Raw genomic sequence first — 17,752 nt, 5'->3', positions numbered from 1 at the left:
GCCCCTCAGGTGCAGCAAGAGCTGTGGCGCGACTCGTGACGGGGCACCCACCGCTGAGAGCTGCGCTCAAAAGCAAAAGCTCCTGCTCGCCTTCGGCTTCGCGTCAGCTCGGGTGGTCTGCCAGTTGTTTTGCCACTGCCTGGACTTCCGGCAGGATTCTGGTCACCGCGTCCTTCGTCAGCCTGCCCTCTGGGCCTGACACCGAGACCGCTGCCAGGGTGGGGCCGCCCACCACCGGGACCGCTATGCAGCGGACGCCCAGTTCCTGTTCCGACTCGTCCAGCGCGTAGCCGCGGTGCCTGATCTCGTCCAGCGAGTCGAGCAGTTGGGTGGCGTCGGTGATCGTGTTCGTCGTGTACGCCGGTAGGCCCGTGCGGTCCAGTAGGGCCCTTACCTCGTCGCGGGGGAGTTGCGACAGCATCGCCTTGCCCACGCCCGTGCCGTGGGGGAGCAGGCGTCGGCCCACCTCGGTGAACATGCGCATCGAGTGCTTTGACGGGACTTGCGCCACGTAGACGACCTCGTCGCCGTCCAGGACTGCCAGGTTCGCCGTTTCCTCCACCGAGTCCACCAGGTGGCTGAGGAACGGCCTGGCCCAGGTGCCGTACTGGCGGGAGGCGGTTTCGCCCAGGCGGATCAGGCGGGAGCCGAGGGTGTAGCGGCGGTTGCTGTTCTGGCGGACATAGCCCAGCGTGACAAGGGTGCGGATCAGGCGGTGGATCGTGGGGAGGGGCAGGCCCGAGGTGGCCGCCAGTTCGGAGAGTGAGGCTTCGCCGCCTGCGTCTGCCAGGCGTTCCAGCAGGTCGAAGGCCCTTTGCAGGGACTGCACGCCACCTGTGGACACGTGCGGCTCCTCTCATTGCAGTTCCGCAATGCAAAAACTATAGTCCACACAGCAAAACCGAGAGAGGTGGATCCAGGTGCAGGTCCTCAGTGAAGAGGCTCTCGAGTTCGTCGCCGCGCTGCACGAGGCGCATGCCGCGCGCCGGGACGAGTTGCTCGCTCTGCGCAAGGAGCGCCGGCCTCTCGGGTTCCTGGAGGAGACCGCGCACGTGCGCGACGGGGAGTGGCAGGTCGCTGCCGCGCCCGAGGCGTTGCGGGATCGGCGTGTCGAGATCACCGGGCCCACCGAGCGCAAGATGACGATCAACGCGCTCAACTCGGGTGCGAAGGTGTGGCTCGCCGATCTCGAGGACGCGAACACGCCGCACTGGGACAACGTCGTGCAGGGGCAGGTCAACCTGTACGAGGCGGCGCGGGAGACGATCGCGTTCACCTCCGCCGAGGGCAAGGAGTACTCGCTCAAGGGCGGGCCCTACCCGACGATCGTCGTGCGGCCGCGCGGGTGGCACCTCGACGAGCGCAACCTGCAGTTCGGCGGGAGGAACGCCGTCGGTGCGCTGGTCGACTTCGGGTTGCACTTCTTCCACAACGCCGAGCTCGGCAAGCCCTACTACTACCTGCCCAAGATGGAGTCGCACCTCGAAGCGCGGCTGTGGAACGACGTCTTCACCACGGCCCAGCGGCTCAAGGGCGTGCCGCACGGCACCATCCGGGCCACGGTGCTCATCGAGACGATCCCCGCCGCGTTCGAGATGGAGGAGATCCTCTACGAGCTGCGCGACCACGCCTCGGGGCTCAACGCCGGGCGGTGGGACTACCTGTTCAGCGTCATCAAGTACTTCCGCGACGCCGGCGCCGACTACGTGCTGCCGGACCGCAACAGCGTGACGATGACGGCGCCGTTCATGCGCGCGTACACCGAGCTGCTGGTGAAGACGTGCCACAAGCGCGGGGCGTTCGCGATGGGCGGGATGGCGGCGTTCATCCCCAACCGGCGCGATCCCGAGGTCACCGAGAACGCGCTGCGCAAGGTCCGCGAGGACAAGACGCGTGAGGCGACCGATGGTTTCGACGGGTCGTGGGTGGCGCATCCTGACCTCGTGCCGATTTGCCGGGAGATCTTCGACGGGGTGCTGGGGGACCGGCCGAACCAGATCGACAAGCAGCGGCCGGAGGTCTCCGTGACCGCCGCGCAGCTGCTCGACTTCAAGTCCGCGGGCGGTGCGGCCACGCGGGCGGGGCTGGAGAGCGCCGTCGACGTCGGCGTGCGGTACATCGCGTCGTGGCTGGGCGGCAACGGTGCCGCGGCCATCCACAACCTCATGGAGGACGCGGCCACCGCGGAAATCAGCCGGTCGCAGATCTGGCAGTGGATCAACAACGGAGTCGTGCTCGACGACGGCACCGAGGTCACCGCAGACGCCGTGCGCGAGGTGCTGGCGCGGGTCGGCGGCGAGCTCGAAGGACCGCACGTGGCGGCGGCCGTCGAGCTGTTCGAGCAGGTCGCGCTGTCCGAGGACTTCGTCGACTTCCTCACGCTGCCGGCGTACGAGCGCATCTGATGTACCGGACATCGCTGTCACCCGATGACGTCGCGCGCGTGACAGCGCGGTTGTCCGCTGTGGAACGCGTCTGGCCGGTGGGCCGTCAGCCCGTGCACACGTGCTACGTCCCCGCCGGCCGGATCATCGGCTCCACGGTCTCCGACTGGGGCCGCGAGGCGCTGGAGTCGATCGAGCCGGACCTGCTCCCCGACCTGCCGGACGGCGTGCTGGAACGGGTCCGGGCGAAGCTGCGCCGGGAACCGGTCGAGGACCTGCGGATCGACTTCGAGGACGGCTACGGCGCGCCCGAGGACGACGTCGAGGACATGGACGCCGAGAGCACGGCGAACCTCGTGTCGCGCTGGGTCGCGGACGGCACGGCGCCGCCGTCGGTCGGGCTGCGGATCAAGTCGTTCGACACCGCGGAGCTGCGCGAACGCGGGCTGCGCACGCTCGACATCTTCCTGACGGCGCTGGACGAGGTGCCGCCGGGCTTCGTGATCACGTTCCCGAAGGTGACGTCGGCGGACCAGGTCGAGGTGTTCGCGGACGTCCTCGACCTCTTCGGCGGCGACCTGCGGTTCGAGATCCAGGTCGAGACCACGCAGTCCGTTGTGGACTCGCACGGGCGGCTCGCGATCCCGCTGTTCATCGAGGCGGGCCGCGGCAAGGTGAGCGGCCTGCACTTCGGCACCTACGACTACACGGCCGGGTGCGGGCTTTCCGCCGCGCAGCAACACCTCGCGCACGGCGCGTGCGACTTCGCGCGGCACGTCATGCAGGTCTGCGCCGCCGGAACGGGCGTGCGGCTGTCCGACGGTTCCACGAACGTCCTGCCGGTCGGCGACCAGAAGCAGCACGGCTGGGACACGCACCACCGGCTCGTGCGGCGGTCGCTGGAACACGGCTTCTACCAGGGCTGGGACCTGCACCCGGCACAACTGGTGACGCGGTACGCGGCCGTGTACGGCTTCTACCGCGAAGGTCTCGAAGCCGACGCCGCGCGGTTGAGGTCCTACGTGCAGAACGTGTCCGGTGGAGTCCTCGACGAACCGGCCACCGCCCAGGCGCTGTCTTCGTTCTTCCTCCGGGCGGTGGACTGCGGTGCGCTCGACGCGGCGGAGGTGCAGGTCGCCACCGGCCTCGACGAGGCGGCACTGCGGGGTCTCGCAACGCGGTCTGGCTGAGCGGGGCATCACCCGTTCGTGTGGTTCTGGGCACGGCTGTCGAATGTTCGGGGCGATGGGTGCAGGGTGGCTCGCATGAGCATGCGTGCCGGCCTCTGGACCGGCCTCCCCGACCTCGACTCGGCGCAGCACAGGTACCAGGTCGTCGCGTGCGAGGGTGACGTGGACACGCTGATCAGGCTCCTGGCGCGCCCCGAGTGCAACGACGGTTCGCTCGACCACTTCGGCCGGCCGCTCACCGCCGACGGCGACCCCGACCACAACGTCGTGCTCGCCGTGCGCGGTGTGTGGGGCTACCTGTACTACGTCGACAACGCGTTCATGGGCTGGCCCAAGGGGTCCGCGGAAGCGCCGTACGTCAACGAGAAGTACACCGACTTCCCGCCCGGTGTCGGCGTTCCGCTCGGGTTGTTCAAGCGGCTGCTGGTCGAGTTCATGACGACCGGCGCACGTCCGCGCGGGGTGGACTGGTACCACGAGACCGACCTGTTCCACTCGTGGCGCGACCAGCAGATGTCGTTGCGCGGAACGGAAAACCGGTAGCTGGTTCAATGGCCTGGTGAAGGCCGTGGTGATCGGTGGGGGAATCGCCGGCTTGCTGGCGGCGCGCGTGCTGGGCGAGTCGTGCGAGGTCGTCGTCCTGGAACGGGACGAGCTGAGCGAACGGCCGGAGCACCGCGCGGGTGTGCCGCAGGGCCGGCACACGCACGGACTGCTGGTGCGGGGCGGTGAGCTGCTGGAGGAGCTGTTCCCCGGCCTGCGCGCCGAGCTGGTGGCCGCCGGGGCGGTGCTCGCGGACGCGGGCGACGTGCAGATCCTCAACCCGCTCGGCTGGCTCGCCAAGACGCCGCTGGGTCTCCCGCTGCTGTCGCTGAGCCGGCCGCTGCTCGAGACGGGCATCCGGCGCCGGGTGGACGCCGAGGTCCGGCACGGTGTGCACGTCACCGGGCTGTCGGTGCGCGGCGGTGCCGTGGACGGCGTGCTCACCCGGGACGGCCGGGTGGACGCGGACCTGGTCGTGGACGCCTCCGGCCGGTCGTCGAAACTGTCGGCGTGGCTCGCCGCCGCGGGCGTCACCGTGCCGGAACCCGAGGTCGTCGACTCCCGCACCGGGTACGCCACCCGGATCTACACCGCGCCGGAGCACTTCCCGGTGGTGTACGCGGAAAGCCCGTCCGCGCCGGACCTGCCGCGCGGCGTCGCGGCCATGCGGGTCGAGGGCGACCGGCTCATGGTCACGGCCCAGGGCGCGGCCGGCGACCACCCGCCCCGCGACCCCGGCGGCTACCAGGAGTTCCTGGACTCGTTGCGGGTGCCGATCTCGGAGATGCTCGCCGACGCCGAGCCGCTCACTCCCGTGTACCTGTTCGCCCGCACGGCCAGTCGCCGCAACGCCTTCGAGGACGTGCCGGGCTGGCCGGGCGGGCTGGTGGCGATCGGTGACGCGGTGTGCGCCTTCAACCCCGTGTACGGGCAGGGGATCACCGTCGCGGCGATGCAGGCGCTGTTGTTCCGGCGGCACCGCGACTTCGGCGCCCGGGGGTGCCGGGCGTTCCAGCGCGAGGTCGCGAAGGTCTCGCGGGGAGCGTGGGCGATGTCGAGCGCCTCCGACCGCAGCTGGTCCGAGGCCCGGCGCGGCGGCCTGCTCGGCTGGTACCTGCGGAAGTGGCAGGCCGGGATCGTGCGCGACCCCGACCTGTTCCGCCGCTTCGTCCGGGTCGTGCACATGGTCGACTCACCGGCGACCCTGTTCAGCCCGGCGGTGTTCAGAAGGCTGGCAAGGTACTCCAGGCCAGACCGGCCTCGGGGGCGTCGTCCCGCAGGACCGAACCCTCGATGAGCCCGTACGGGCGGTCGGCGGCGTAGAAGACCTCGTTGTCGTTGTCCAGGCCGAACGGGCCGAGGTCCACCGGGAAGTGGTGCTTGTTCGGCATGGACAGCCGCACCTCGGCGACCTCGGCGTGCGACTGGAGCACGGCCTCGCCCATCGCGTACAGCGTCTGCTGCAACGACAGGGAATGCTTGTCCGCGAACGTCTTCAGCATCACCGCGCGGATCCCGGCGAACGACTTCGCCCAGTCGGCGTCGGTGCCGGCGTAACGCCAGCGGGCCGTCACCGACGTGGCGAGGATGCGGTCGTCGGTCTCCTTCAACGTCGTGTACGGGTCCTTGGGGTAGCCGTGGAACTCCGACCCGGTCGACTTCAGCACCACGAAGTCGCGCACGCCCGACACGACCCACGCCTGCGCGCCCTCGACCGTCACGGCCGTGGTGCGCTTCTCGTTCGAGCCCTGGACGAACGCGTGGTCGTGGCCGCCGATGCGTTCCCACGAGTGCTCGTCGACGAGGATGCGCGCACCCGAGATGGGTTCCTGCGACCCGACGAAGTGCCGCCCCAGCCGCAGGGCGAAGTCCTCGATCTCGCCGACCGGCGCCTGCTTGGCGAAGGCGTAGACGGTGTTCTTCTGCGTGTCGGTCGCGAGCACCTTGGCGTTGTCGCCGGTGAGGTGCGTGTCGGCGAGGTCGCCGCGCAGGGACGTGCTGACGGTCAGGTCCTTGATCGTGTGCACGGAACCGTTGCGCGACACCGTGACGAGGCGGTTCTCCGCCTTCCCGTACTGGTTCGGACCCAGGACGATGGCCATGTTCAGCTCCCGATCAGCTTCTGCAGCCGCAAGGCGGCGATCTTCGCGAGTTCGTCGTTGACGACGCGGAGCTCGGCCTCCGGCGGGTTGTCCATGCGCCTGGACAGGTCGCCGAGCATCTCCGCACCGCTCAGGCCGGTCGCGCACACCAGGTAGATGTGCCCGAACCGGTCCTCGTACGCGGCGTTCGCAGCGGCCAGGCGGCCCGCCTCGCTGCTGTCCACACCGGACTGTTCGGACCGCGACCACGCCGCCGACACCCCGCCCTGCTCCTGCCGCTCGCCGATGCGCGGGTGCCCGGCGATGGCGCCGAGCACCTCCTCGTCGGAGAGTCCTCGCGCCGCAACGGAAGAAGCGGCGAGGAGGGCGTCGACCGACGCGTAGGGCCGGCCGGCCGCGATCGCGTCGACCCAGCGGGGCACCGCGAGGCACTCGGTGAGCAGAGGGCGGAGCTCGGCCTCCGGGGCGCTGTTGAAGCTGTCCACGGCTCTCCAAGTTTCTACATCGCGGAATCTAGTTTCCGCATTCTTGACCCACCCGTTCCGGGCTGTCTAGTGTCTCCGTAGCGCGAAATACTCCATCCGCATTGTGGAATTGTGATCGACAGTTGGTGACCGTTCGCGGTGCTGGGCGCGTGGTTCCGGTGACCTGGGGCAAGGCCGCCTGCGCGCTGCTCGACCTCGAACCGGACGGCACCCGGCGCACGGCCCCGGCCGATTCGCTGTTGTACGTCCTCGGCGGTCGCATCGCCCGCGACCGGGTGTCAGAGTGAAGGACATGGACCTGGTCTTCCGCGCGCGCAGGGTCGTGACACCGCAGGGCGAGATCGCGTGCGACGTCGGTGTGGCCGACGGCAGGATCGCCGCCGTCGAGCCGCGCATCGACTCGCCGAACGTCGTGCACCTCGCGGACGACGAGGTGCTGCTGCCGGGCCTGGTCGACACGCACGTGCACGTCAACGACCCCGGCCGCAGCGAGTGGGAGGGTTTCGGGACCGCCACCCGCGCGGCCGCCGCCGGGGGCGTCACGACGATCATCGACATGCCGCTCAACAGCATCCCGCCGACCGTCGAGGTCGAGGCGCTGGAGGTCAAGCGCAAGGCCGCGGCGGAGGTGTCGGTGGACGTCGGGTTCTGGGGCGGGATCGTCCCCGGCAACCTCGCGGACCTGAAGCCGTTGCACGAGGCCGGGGTCTTCGGCTTCAAGTGCTTCCTGCTGCACTCGGGCGTCGACGAGTTCCCGGCCGTCACGACCGCGGAGCTGGAGGTGGCGCTGCGGGAGCTGGCCACGCTCGACGCGTTGACGATCGTGCACGCCGAGGACGCGCACACGGTCCGCGACTCCGCACCGGACTACGCGGGGTTCCTGGCGTCCCGGCCGCGCGAGGCCGAGAACAAGGCGATCGGCGACGTCGTGGCGCTGACCCGCAGGACCGGCGCGCGCACGCACATCCTGCACCTCTCGTCGTCGGACGCGCTGTCGATCCTCGACGCCGCCAAGCGGGAGAGCCTGCCGATCACGGCCGAGACCTGCCCGCACTACCTCACCTTCACCGCGGAGGAGATCCACGACGGGCAGACGGAGTTCAAGTGCTGCCCGCCGATCCGCGAGGCGGAGAACCGCGAGGCGCTGTGGCAGGGCCTGCGCGACGGCGTGGTCGACCTGGTCGTCAGCGACCACTCGCCGAGCACGGTCGAGCTGAAGGAGGGCGACTTCGCCACGGCGTGGGGCGGCATCGCGTCGCTGCAGCTCGGCCTGCCCGCCGTGTGGACGGGCGCACGCGAACGCGGCTTCCAGCTGACCGACGTCGTCCGCTGGATGGCGGCGCACCCGGCCCGCCAGGCCGGCCTGCGGTCCAAGGGCGCCATCGAGGTCGGCAAGGACGCGGACCTCGTGGTGTTCGCGCCCGATGAGACGTGCTCGGTGGACAGGGACCGGCTCCACCACCGCAACCCCGTCACGCCCTACCACGGCCGCACGCTGCGCGGCGTGGTGCGGCAGACGTGGTTGCGCGGCAAGGAGACCGGCACGACCCGAGGACGCCTGCTCAGAAGAGGAGAAGCATGACGGAGTGGACCCGGCTGCCCGATCTCGCCTCGCGCGCGGTCGGTGGTGGTGTGGTGTGGGCGAACGACGAGCTGTTCGCCGAGCGGGAGAACCTGATCAGGCCCACCGAGCCGGTCTACCAGGTCTACACCTTCGGTCACAAAGGCCAGATCTACGACGGCTGGGAGACCCGCCGCCGCCGCGAACCCGGCGTCGACCAGGCCGTCGTGCGGCTCGGCATGCCCGGCGTCGTGCGCGGGATCGTCGTCGACACGGCGTTCTTCAAGGGCAACTACCCGCCGTTCTGCTGGGTCGAGGGCGCGCAGGCCGAGGGGTATCCGGGGCCCGGCGAGATCACCGGGTGGTTCCCGCTCGTCGAACGCTCAGCGCTCCAGGGCGACGAGAAGCACTACTTCGACGTACGGGAAGGACGCCGCGTCACGCACGTACGCCTCACCATCGACCCCGATGGCGGCGTCGCCCGGTTGCGCGTGCACGGCGAACCGCTCGCCGACCCGCGGCTGCTCGTGCCCGGCATCGACCTCGCGGCGCTCGAGAACGGCGCGGTCGTCACGGGGTGCAGCAACATGTTCTACAGCTCGCCCAACAACCTCATCGCCCCCGGTCAGGCCACGGTCATGGGCGAGGGCTGGGAGACCGCGCGCCGGCGCGACGACGGCAACGACTGGGTGTCGCTGCGGCTCGCCGCGGCCGGAGCCGTGCGGCTGGTCGAGCTCGACACGAGCCACTTCAAGGGCAACGCGCCGGGCTGGGCTTCGGTCACCGCGTGCGACGAGCGCACGGACCCGGACACGTGGTTCGACCTGCTCCCGCGCACCCGGCTGCAGCCCGACACGCGGCACCGGTTCGTCGTGGACGAGACCGAGGCGACGGCCGTCCGGCTCGACATCCACCCGGACGGCGGGATGGCCCGGCTGCGCGTCCTCGGCACCCCCACGAGCGACGGGCTGGCCCACCTCCGGGAGATGTGGGCCAAAACGACTGACTGACCGTGGTTGTACGACCACAGAATGATTTCCTGCCCTACCTCAGTCGGTTGTCTGCGTCACACGATCGGTGGAAGCGTTCCTCCCGCAAAGTCGGGGATCTAGGGAGGACATCGATGCAACCGATGGTGCGCGTCTTCGGCGCCGCGCTCGCGAGTTCCGCACTGGTGCTGGGGGCGAGCCAGGTCGCCGTCGCGGCCGAGGAGGGGCAGCCGGAGTTCAAGGTCGGCGCGATCGACTGGAAGCCGTGCGAGGAGGTGCCGACGGTCGACTGCGGCTTCCTCGAGCTGCCGATCGACTACGCCAAGCCGGACGGGGAGAAGTTCCAGCTGGCGGTGTCGCGCCGCAAGGCGAACGACCCGGCGCAGCGCATCGGCGCGATGGTGATCAACCCCGGCGGCCCCGGCGGGTCGGGCGTCGACTTCTCGTTCGGCGCCGACCAGTACTTCAGCAAGGAGATCGTCGACAAGTTCGACGTCATCGGGTTCGACCCGCGCGGCGTCGCCCGCAGCCAGCCGATCAAGTGCTCGGCGGAGATGCTGCAGAAGCAGCCGTCGAACTACCCGAAGACCAAGGCCGAGTTCGACGCGTTCGTCGTGTTCAACAAGGCGCTGCGCGAGGACTGCCGCGCGCAGTCCGGCCCGATCTTCGACAACGCCTCGACCGCGGAGGTGGCGCAGGACATCGACTCCATCCGCCGCGCCCTCGGCGAGAAGAAGATCAACTACTACGGCGTCTCGTACGGCACGATCATGGGCCAGCACTACGCGGAGCGGTTCGGCCGCAACATCCGCGCCATGATCATCGACTCGAACATGGACCACAGCCTCGGCACCAAGCAGTTCCTCGACTCCGAGGCCCGCACCGCCGAGGACTCGTTCGCCGAGTGGGTCAAGTGGAACGACCGCGACGCGTCGTCGCCGTTCCACGGCCAGGACCTCCGCAAGATCTGGAAGGACCTGCTGGCGCGCGCCGAGCGCGGTGAGGTCCCGGCCCCGTGGGACCCGGAGGTCGAGCTGACGCCGGAGGACCTCGGCGGCGGTGTGACGAGCATGGCCTACGGCCCCAACTGGAAGCCGTTCGCCGACCAGATCAAGCAGATCATCGACGGCCTGCAGGCCCCGAAGTCGGCCTTCTCCGCGTTCGCCGCGGAGACGTTCGAGAACCCGTTCCCCGGAATCTTCTGCAACGACTACAACCTGCGCGTCGGCTCGTGGGGTGAGTACCAGGCGCTGACGAAGTCGGAGTTCCGCATCGCCCCGAACACCCGCGGCTCCTCGCTCGGCCACAGCGCGATGATGGGCTGCGTCGGCTTCCCGAAGGCGACGAACCCGCAGCGCACGCTGAAGATCAAGAACTCGCCGAAGATCCTGCTCACCAACGCCAGGCACGACCCGGCGACGGCCTACGAGTGGGCGGTCAACGCGCATCGGCAGACCCGCGACACCACCGTCTTCGTGACCTACGAGGGCTGGGGCCACGGCGTCTACGACCGCAGCGAGTGCACGCTGAAGATCAACAACGAGTACCTCGTGTCGCTCAAGCTGCCGCGCAGCGGCACCTCCTGCGCCGCGGTGGAGCCGCCGGCCCAGACGATCATGTCCACGAAGCCGAAGGTCCCCGCGGGCCCGTTCTAGACCCGCGCGAAGACCGCTCACGAACCGCGTTCCCCGGTGCGCTGCCGGGGGACGCGGTTCGTCTGCGTCACGCGGGAGAGTGAAGGCCGGACGTCACTCCTCGTCACCTCCCGAGTGCTGTGAGGTCGCCGAAGCAGGCCCGTGAACCCCGTGCAACGCGGACGTAACACGTCCACGTCGACAGTTCACCTCCGCGAAACGTGCCGCGCGGGTCCGTGAAACAGGACATACCGATGCTCCCTGCAACCGACGTGCAGTGGAGGTCGAAGTGGATACAGGGGACACCGCCTGGGTGCTCACCAGCGCCGCCTTGGTGCTGCTGATGACGCCGGGCCTCGCCTTCTTCTACGGGGGCATGGTCCGTTCGAAGAGCGTGCTCAACATGATGATGATGAGCCTGGGCGCCATGGCCGTGGTGGGTGTCCTCTGGGTGCTGTTCGGGTACTCGATGGCATTCGGCGGGGACGTCGGCGGAGGCCTGCTGGGCAAGCCGTTCGAGTTCTTCGGCCTCGACGGGCTGCTGGGGGCCGACTCGCTGTTCGGCAAGATCCCGAGCACGGTGTTCGTGGCGTTCCAGGCGATGTTCGCGATCATCACGGTCGCGCTGATCTCCGGTGCCATCGCCGACCGCGCCCGCTTCGGCCCGTGGCTGCTGTTCGCCGGCCTGTGGGCCACGATCGTCTACTTCCCGGTCGCGCACTGGGTGTTCGACTTCGACGGCAAGGACGACGCGGGCAACGTCGTCGACCCCGGCGGCTGGATCGCCAACAAGCTCCTCGCCATCGACTTCGCCGGTGGCACGGCCGTGCACATCAACGCCGGTGCCGCGGGTCTCGCGCTCGCCATCGTGCTCGGCAAGCGCGTCGGCTGGCCGAAGGAGCCCATGAAGCCGCACAGCCTGCCGCTGGTCGTGCTCGGTGCCGGTCTGCTGTGGTTCGGCTGGTTCGGGTTCAACGCCGGTTCCGCGCTCGGCGCGAACGGCACCGCGGGCGTCACGTTCGTCAACACGATCGTCGCCACCTGCGCCGCGATGCTCGGCTGGCTGCTGATCGAGCGCATCCGCGACGGCAAGGCCACCACGCTCGGCGCCGCGTCGGGTGTCATCGCCGGCCTGGTCGCCATCACGCCCGCCTGTTCCGCGGTCACCCCGGTCGGCGCCATCGCCGTCGGCGCGATCACCGGTGTCCTCTGCGCGCTGGCCGTGTCGCTCAAGTACCGCTTCGGCTTCGACGACTCGCTCGACGTCGTCGGCGTGCACCTCGTCGGTGGTCTCGCCGGCACGATCCTGATCGGCTTCTTCGCGAGCGAGGCGGCGCCCGCCAAGGTCAACGGCCTCTTCTACGGCGGCGGTGTCGACCAGCTGTGGCGTCAGGCCGTCGGCGCGTTCGCGGTGCTCGGCTACTCGTTCGTGCTGAGCCTCGCCCTCGGCTACCTGGTGAAGTTCACCATCGGGTTCCGCGCCGCCGAGGAAGCCGAAGTCGCGAGCATCGACGAGTCGGAGCACGCTGAGCGCGCCTACGAGTACGGCAGCCTGACCAGCGCTCGGGGTGCCGGCAAGCCGAGCGTGACCGCGGGTGCGACCGCGGTCCTCGAGGGGAGCAACAAGTCATGAAGCTGGTCACCGCGATCATCAAGCCGTTCACGCTCGACGACGTGAAGGGCGCCCTCGAACAGCTCGGGGTGCTGGGCATGACCGTCAGCGAGGTGCAGGGCTACGGCCGCCAGAAGGGCCACACCGAGGTCTACCGCGGCGCCGAGTACTCCGTGGACTTCGTGCCCAAGATCAAGATCGAGGTCGTCGTCGACGACGCCGCCATCGACAAGGTGCTGGAGGCGGTCGTCGAGGCCGCCCGCACCGGCAAGATCGGCGACGGCAAGGTCTGGGTCACTCCGGTCGACACGGTCGTGCGGGTGCGCACGGGCGAACGTGGAACGGATGCTCTGTAACAACTGAAGGAGACGGTCCGTGGAGAACAACGAAACGGCCGTCGTCACGGCTGACGACCTGGTGCGAGCGCGCGAACGGCTGCTCGTGCCAGGTCGTCGTCGCTTGGCCGCCGAACCTCTGCGCGAGGCGCTCGTGGACCTGCACGAGTTCTGGTTGACCAAACACGCGGGGGGAGCGGGGATGTCCGGACCGGGCATCGCGCTCGTGGCGGTCGGCGGGCTGGGGCGGCGCGAGCTCGTGCCCTACTCCGACCTCGACCTGGTCCTGGTGCACAACAACGTCAAGAACGTCGACACCGTCGCCGAGAAGCTCTGGTACCCGCTGTGGAACTCGGGCATCGGCCTCGACCACTCCGTCCGCACGGTCGGGGAGGCGCTGCGCGTCGCCGCCGGTGACCTGCGGACGGCGCTGGGGCTGCTGGACATCCGGCACGTCGCGGGCGACCCCGAGGTGTCGCAGAAGCTCGCCGACGGCGCGCGGCAGGCGTGGCGCGGCAACGTGCGCAACCGGCTCGACGAGATCGCCGAGTCGTCGCAGAAGCGCTGGGGCCGCAGCGGGGAGATCGCGCACCGCGTCGAACCCGACCTCAAGCACGGCCGCGGCGGGTTGCGGGACATCACGATCCTGGACGCGCTCTCGATCGCGCAGGTGGTGGACCGGCCGTCCGCCGACGTCGCGGAAGCCCGCAAGTTCCTCCTGGACGTGCGCACCGAACTCCGCCGTGTGGCGCGGAAACCGCGGGACGTGCTGCGGGCGCAGGACGGCGACGAGGTGGCTTCCGCACTCGGACTGGCCGACCGCTTCGCTTTGGCTCGTTCGCTTTCCTCCGCCGCACGCACTGTCGTCTACGCGTTCGACGTGGGCATGCGCACGGCTCGTGCGGCGGCGCCGAAGCGTGGGCTCGGAGCGTTCCTGAGAGGACAGCCGCAGCGCCGCCCGTTGGATGAAGGCGTTGTGCTGCACGGGACCGAGGTGTCCCTCGCGCGTGACGCGATCCCCAGCCGTGATCCGGCGTTGTTGTTGCGTGTCGCGACGGCGGCGGCACGCAGCAAGCACCCGATCGCCACGGGAACGCTGTCACGACTCGCGGACTCGGCTCCGGAGCTGCGCCAGCCGTGGCCGCGCGAGGCCCGCGAGGAGCTGCTGGCGTTGCTGGGCAGCGGCAGCGGGCTCGTGGACGTCGTGGAGGCGTTGGACCGCACGGACCTGTGGGGCAGGCTCTTCCCCGAGTGGGGCGCGGTGCGCGACCTGCCGCCGCGCGACGCCGCGCACGTGTGGACGGTCGACCGGCACCTGGTGCAGACGGTCGCGCACGCGGCCCGCCTCGCGACCACGGTCTCGCGGCCGGACCTGCTGCTGCTGGGCGCGCTGGTGCACGACATCGGCAAGGGCCGGCAGCAGGACCACTCCGAGGTCGGCGCGGCGCTCGCGACGCAGATCGGCGAGCGGATCGGGTTGTGGCCGCAGGACGTCGAGACGCTGTCGATGATGGTCCGCCACCACCTGCTGCTGCCGCACACCGCGACCCGGCGCGACGTCGAGGACGAGGCGACCGTGCACCGGGTCGTCGAGACGCTCGGCGGTGACGCGGTGCTGCTCGAGCTGCTCCACGCGCTGGCCGAGTCGGACTCCCTCGCGACCGGGCCGGGTGTGTGGACGGACTGGAAGGCCGCCCTGATGACCGACCTGGTCACCCGCTGCCGCAAGGCGATGGCGGGGGAGGCGCTGCCCAAGCCGGAACCGCTCGACCCCGCGCACGTGGAGCTCGCGGAACGGGTCGCGGCGTCGGGGAAGCCCGAGGTGCTGCTGGTCAAGCAGGACCACGCCGCGGTCGTGACGGTGCTCGCGCCGGACCGGCCGGGCGTGTTGTCCAAGGCGGCCGGTGTGCTCGCGCTGAACTCGCTGGAGGTGCACGCGGCGACGTTGCGCTCGCACGGCGGCGCGACGGTGGACGCGTTCACGGTGTCGCCGCGGTTCGGGTCGCTGCCGGACGCGTCGCTGCTGCGCGAACAGCTGTCCAGGGCGGTCGAGGGCTCGCTGCCGCTCGCGGACAAGCTCGCCGCGAAGGAACGCGACTACGGCGGCCCGCCGCTCGACCCGCCGCCCGCCCGCGTGCTGTGGTTCGACGACGAGGCCACCGGCGCCGTGGTGCTGGAACTGCGGGCGGCGGACCGGATCGGGCTGCTGCACCGGGTCGCCGGCGCGTTGGAACAGTGCGGCGTGGACGTCCAGTGGGCGCGTGTGTCGACTTTGGGCGCGACGGTCGTCGACTCGTTCAGCATCACGTGCGCGGACCTCGACCGGAAGCGGATCGAACGGGCCGTGCTCGACGCGGCCGGGTAGAGGTTGAGTAGCACTACGCACAACCACTCCGGGTGCTCACGCTCCTGATCGGATCCGGGACGCGGCAGTCTTCTCGTTGTCCGGGAAGCGTCCTCGAGGGGTGGACCACTTCCCGGACGGACAGAGGCGGTGGTGACGGGTGACGGCGCCGGGGGAGGCACCGAGCACTCGCACCGCCGCCGCGTTCCCCCTCCCATGACAACGAGACAGCTTCCTGGACAACCTCCGCGCGGTCCCGGCAAGGTCGAGTTCTCGTTGTTCTGACTGGGGAGGAAGAACGTTGAGGATCGCACTGGTCGTCGCCGTCGCGGCTGCCCTGATCGTCCCGGCCACCGCCCACGCGGCACCGCTCGCGGTGGAGGACCTCGGCACGCTGCCGGGTGACCTGCGCAGCACCGCCGCCGACATCAACGACTCCGGCACGATCGCCGGGGTCTCTTACGGATCAGGAACCACCCAGCACGCCGTGCGCTGGGACCGGTTCGACGGGATCCGCAAGCTCGCCGACCTCGGGGCCGACACGTGGGCGGGCGCCATCAACGGCAACAATGTCGTGGTCGGCTACGCGATCACCTCGGCCGGCCGGGCGCAGGCGGTGAAGTGGAACCCGTCGGGCGCGCTGGTGCAGCTGGCGGTGCCGGGCGCGACGAGCTCGGTCGCGTACGACGTCAACGACGGCAACGTCGTCACGGGCACCGCGACGATCAACGGCGTGGCGCAGGCCGTGCTGTGGGACTCGCTCGGCGAGGCGACCGTCCTGGGCGCGGGCAGCGGCCGGCACGTGACCGGCGCCAACTGGGTCGTCGGCACCTCCGGCAGCGACGTGGTCCGGTGGAACGCCTCCGGCGTGCGGACGGTGCTCGACAGCGGCGTGCTGCTCGGCGCCAACCAGCTCGGCGACGCGGTCGGCACCGTCGGCTCCACCGGCGTGCAGTGGCCGCGCAGCGGTGCCAGGACGGTGCTGGGCGCGGGCGCGCGGCCGTTCGACCTGACCGACAACGGCTGGACGGTCGGCGAGGTCTCGTCGCAGGCGTACCGGTGGGACACCGTGAGCGGCACCGGCGCCCCGCTGGCGGCGGCGCCGTCGAGCGCGGTGCGGGTGAACAACTCCGGTGTCGTGGCCGGGACGGTCGGCACGTCGGCGGCGACCTGGGACATGGCGGGCACCCAGACGCTGCTGCCGGGCCTGTCGGGTGCGATGCGTCACAACGTGAGCGGCTTGAGCGAAGTCGGGCAGGTCATCGGGGTCGCGAACTTCTCGAACGGCACCACCCGAGCCGTCGTCTGGCGGTAGTGAGGCTGTGCGCTTTGTCTGTTTTCGCGCCACACTGAACGAGAGGAAAGGCCGAGACGTCTTCTAGGACATGACCGCCGTGTTGAACACGCAGATCGCCACCGTCCAGGTGAGGCCGCGCTCGCTCGTGGTCCTCGCCGGAATCCCCGGCGCGGGCAAGACGACGCTGCTCACGCGCCTGGACGCGGACGAACCGGTCACCGTCCTCGACTCCGACCAGGTGCGCACGTGGCTCGAGCCGCGCGTGCCCCTGCCGTACCGGTTCTGGCGCCCGCTCGTGCACCTGACACACCGGTCGCGCGTGTTCTGGGCGGCGCTGTTCTGCCGGGGCCTGCTGGTCGTCCACGAGCCGTCCACCAGGCCCGGCACGCGGTTCATGCTGGTGCTCGCCGGCCTGCTGTCGGGGCGCTCCCGCCACTTCCTGTGGCTGGACGCCTCGGCGGCCCAGGCCCTCGACGGCCAGATCGCCCGCCGTCGCGTCGTGCGCACCCACGCGTTCGAGAGGCACGTCCGCCGCGGCTCCTCCATGCGCGCGCAGTTCGAGGCGGGATGGGTGCCCTTCGGCTTCGCCGGCGTGACGCTGCTCACCCGTGCGGGAACGTCGGGTGGTCTGCGCATCATGGTGTCGTGATCAAGGCTGTCGTCTTCGACTTCGCAGGCACCCTGTTCGGGCGTCCCACCCACCGATGGCTGTCACCCGAACACCTCGCCGTGCTGCGCGCGCCCGCGCCCTACATCGCACGCATGAACGCCGCCGAACGAGCCGTGTGGGCCGCACGGGACCTCACGGCACTGGCGAACCGCTCGGCCCACTGGACCCTGTTCCGGCTGGCGGGCCTCCCGATGACCGACGACATCTTCCGGCGCCTGCACGACCCGGCGTTCTGGCTGCCGTACTCCGACACGGCGGCGGCGCTGTCGGCCGTGCGGCCGCTGAAGGTCGGGGTGCTGAGCAACGTCTCGTGGAACATCCGCTCGCTCTTCGCCCGCGAGTCGCTGCCGGTGGACGCGTTCGCGCTGTCCTACGAGATCGGCTTCGCCAAGCCGTCCCCGCACGCCTTCGAGGCCGCGTGCGCGCGCCTGGACGTGGAGCCGTCCGAGTGCCTGCACGTCGGCGACGACCCCGTGTCGGACGGGGCCGCGGTGCAGGCCGGGCTCGCGTTCGCGCGGATCTCCACTGCTCCGGTCGGACGCCGTGAGCCGGTCCTGCTGGAGGCGCTGGCGAGCCACGGGATCGGGTGAGGCTGAGGTTGGCTAG

At 70.3% G+C, this 17,752-nt stretch carries 17 protein-coding genes; 14 read left to right on the top strand and 3 right to left on the bottom strand.

The features are described from left to right. Positions 1 to 103: 103 nt before the first annotated feature. Positions 104 to 844 (bottom strand): IclR family transcriptional regulator, encoded by a 741-nt coding sequence (locus tag ACFWGZ_RS19075; RefSeq protein ID WP_382452852.1) that lies wholly within the window; start codon positions 842 to 844, stop codon positions 104 to 106. A 76-nt stretch (positions 845 to 920) separates the two neighbouring features. Here ACFWGZ_RS19075 and aceB point away from each other — a divergent pair, with 76 nt between their 5' ends. From aceB to ACFWGZ_RS19055, 4 genes are all read left to right on the top strand, one after another. Continuing rightward, complete coding sequence (aceB, locus tag ACFWGZ_RS19070) at positions 921 to 2,405, top strand: malate synthase A (RefSeq protein ID WP_382452851.1); 1,485 nt, start codon at positions 921 to 923, stop codon at positions 2,403 to 2,405. After that, positions 2,405 to 3,574: a DUF6986 family protein gene (locus ACFWGZ_RS19065; RefSeq protein ID WP_382452850.1), complete on the top strand. Its 1,170-nt coding sequence runs from the start codon at positions 2,405 to 2,407 to the stop codon at positions 3,572 to 3,574. The genes aceB and ACFWGZ_RS19065 overlap by 1 nt, the downstream gene beginning before the upstream one ends. A 75-nt stretch (positions 3,575 to 3,649) precedes the next feature. After that, positions 3,650 to 4,117 (top strand): Imm1 family immunity protein, encoded by a 468-nt coding sequence (locus tag ACFWGZ_RS19060; RefSeq protein WP_382452849.1) that lies wholly within the window; start codon positions 3,650 to 3,652, stop codon positions 4,115 to 4,117. Positions 4,118 to 4,133: 16 nt separating this feature from the next. Continuing rightward, positions 4,134 to 5,414, top strand: a complete 1,281-nt coding sequence (locus tag ACFWGZ_RS19055) for an FAD-dependent oxidoreductase (RefSeq protein WP_382452848.1) — start codon at positions 4,134 to 4,136, stop codon at positions 5,412 to 5,414. On the opposite strand, the gene pucL is transcribed toward ACFWGZ_RS19055, so the two are convergent. Both pucL and uraD read right to left on the bottom strand, forming a co-directional pair. Next, positions 5,341 to 6,219 (bottom strand): factor-independent urate hydroxylase, encoded by an 879-nt coding sequence (gene pucL, locus ACFWGZ_RS19050; protein ID WP_382452847.1) that lies wholly within the window; start codon positions 6,217 to 6,219, stop codon positions 5,341 to 5,343. The genes ACFWGZ_RS19055 and pucL overlap by 74 nt on opposite strands. Positions 6,220 to 6,221: 2 nt before the next feature. Then, a complete protein-coding gene (gene uraD / locus ACFWGZ_RS19045) occupies positions 6,222 to 6,704 on the bottom strand; it encodes a 2-oxo-4-hydroxy-4-carboxy-5-ureidoimidazoline decarboxylase (RefSeq protein WP_382452846.1) in 483 nt (160 codons plus the stop codon). Positions 6,705 to 6,853: 149 nt separating this feature from the next. Here uraD and ACFWGZ_RS19040 point away from each other — a divergent pair, with 149 nt between their 5' ends. From ACFWGZ_RS19040 to ACFWGZ_RS18995, 10 genes are all read left to right on the top strand, one after another. Continuing rightward, the gene (locus ACFWGZ_RS19040) at positions 6,854 to 6,991 is read left to right on the top strand and encodes a hypothetical protein (RefSeq protein WP_382452845.1); all 138 of its coding nucleotides are present in this window, start codon (positions 6,854 to 6,856) and stop codon (positions 6,989 to 6,991) included. 5 nt (positions 6,992 to 6,996) lie between these two features. Further along, positions 6,997 to 8,286 (top strand): allantoinase AllB, encoded by a 1,290-nt coding sequence (allB, locus tag ACFWGZ_RS19035; protein WP_382452854.1) that lies wholly within the window; start codon positions 6,997 to 6,999, stop codon positions 8,284 to 8,286. Continuing rightward, a complete protein-coding gene (gene alc, locus ACFWGZ_RS19030) occupies positions 8,283 to 9,275 on the top strand; it encodes an allantoicase (RefSeq protein WP_382452844.1) in 993 nt (330 codons plus the stop codon). Before allB ends, alc begins: the two co-directional genes overlap by 4 nt. Positions 9,276 to 9,388: 113 nt before the next feature. Continuing rightward, positions 9,389 to 10,909, top strand: a complete 1,521-nt coding sequence (locus tag ACFWGZ_RS19025) for an alpha/beta hydrolase (RefSeq protein ID WP_382452843.1) — start codon at positions 9,389 to 9,391, stop codon at positions 10,907 to 10,909. A gap of 268 nt (positions 10,910 to 11,177) precedes the next feature. Further along, complete coding sequence (locus ACFWGZ_RS19020) at positions 11,178 to 12,521, top strand: ammonium transporter (protein WP_382452842.1); 1,344 nt, start codon at positions 11,178 to 11,180, stop codon at positions 12,519 to 12,521. Further along, entirely contained in the window at positions 12,518 to 12,856 is a 339-nt protein-coding gene (locus tag ACFWGZ_RS19015) for a P-II family nitrogen regulator (protein ID WP_382452841.1), read from the top strand. Before ACFWGZ_RS19020 ends, ACFWGZ_RS19015 begins: the two co-directional genes overlap by 4 nt. 19 nt (positions 12,857 to 12,875) lie before the next feature. Beyond that, on the top strand, positions 12,876 to 15,200 hold the full coding sequence (locus ACFWGZ_RS19010; RefSeq protein ID WP_382452840.1) for a [protein-PII] uridylyltransferase: 2,325 nt from the start codon (positions 12,876 to 12,878) through the stop codon (positions 15,198 to 15,200). 280 nt (positions 15,201 to 15,480) lie between these two features. Next, entirely contained in the window at positions 15,481 to 16,494 is a 1,014-nt protein-coding gene (locus tag ACFWGZ_RS19005; protein ID WP_382452839.1) for a hypothetical protein, read from the top strand. 70 nt (positions 16,495 to 16,564) lie between these two features. Beyond that, positions 16,565 to 17,125, top strand: coding sequence for an AAA family ATPase (locus ACFWGZ_RS19000; RefSeq protein ID WP_382452838.1), 561 nt, complete (start codon positions 16,565 to 16,567; stop codon positions 17,123 to 17,125). Then, positions 17,122 to 17,736 (top strand): HAD family hydrolase, encoded by a 615-nt coding sequence (locus ACFWGZ_RS18995; protein ID WP_382452837.1) that lies wholly within the window; start codon positions 17,122 to 17,124, stop codon positions 17,734 to 17,736. Before ACFWGZ_RS19000 ends, ACFWGZ_RS18995 begins: the two co-directional genes overlap by 4 nt. The last annotated feature ends 16 nt before the right edge of the window (positions 17,737 to 17,752 follow it).

The organism is Lentzea sp. NPDC060358, assembly GCF_042725365.1.
Classification (GTDB): Bacteria; Actinomycetota; Actinomycetes; order Mycobacteriales; family Pseudonocardiaceae; genus Lentzea.
Note: the sequence above shows the minus strand (reverse complement) of the source record. Positions and strands in the feature narration are given on the sequence as shown.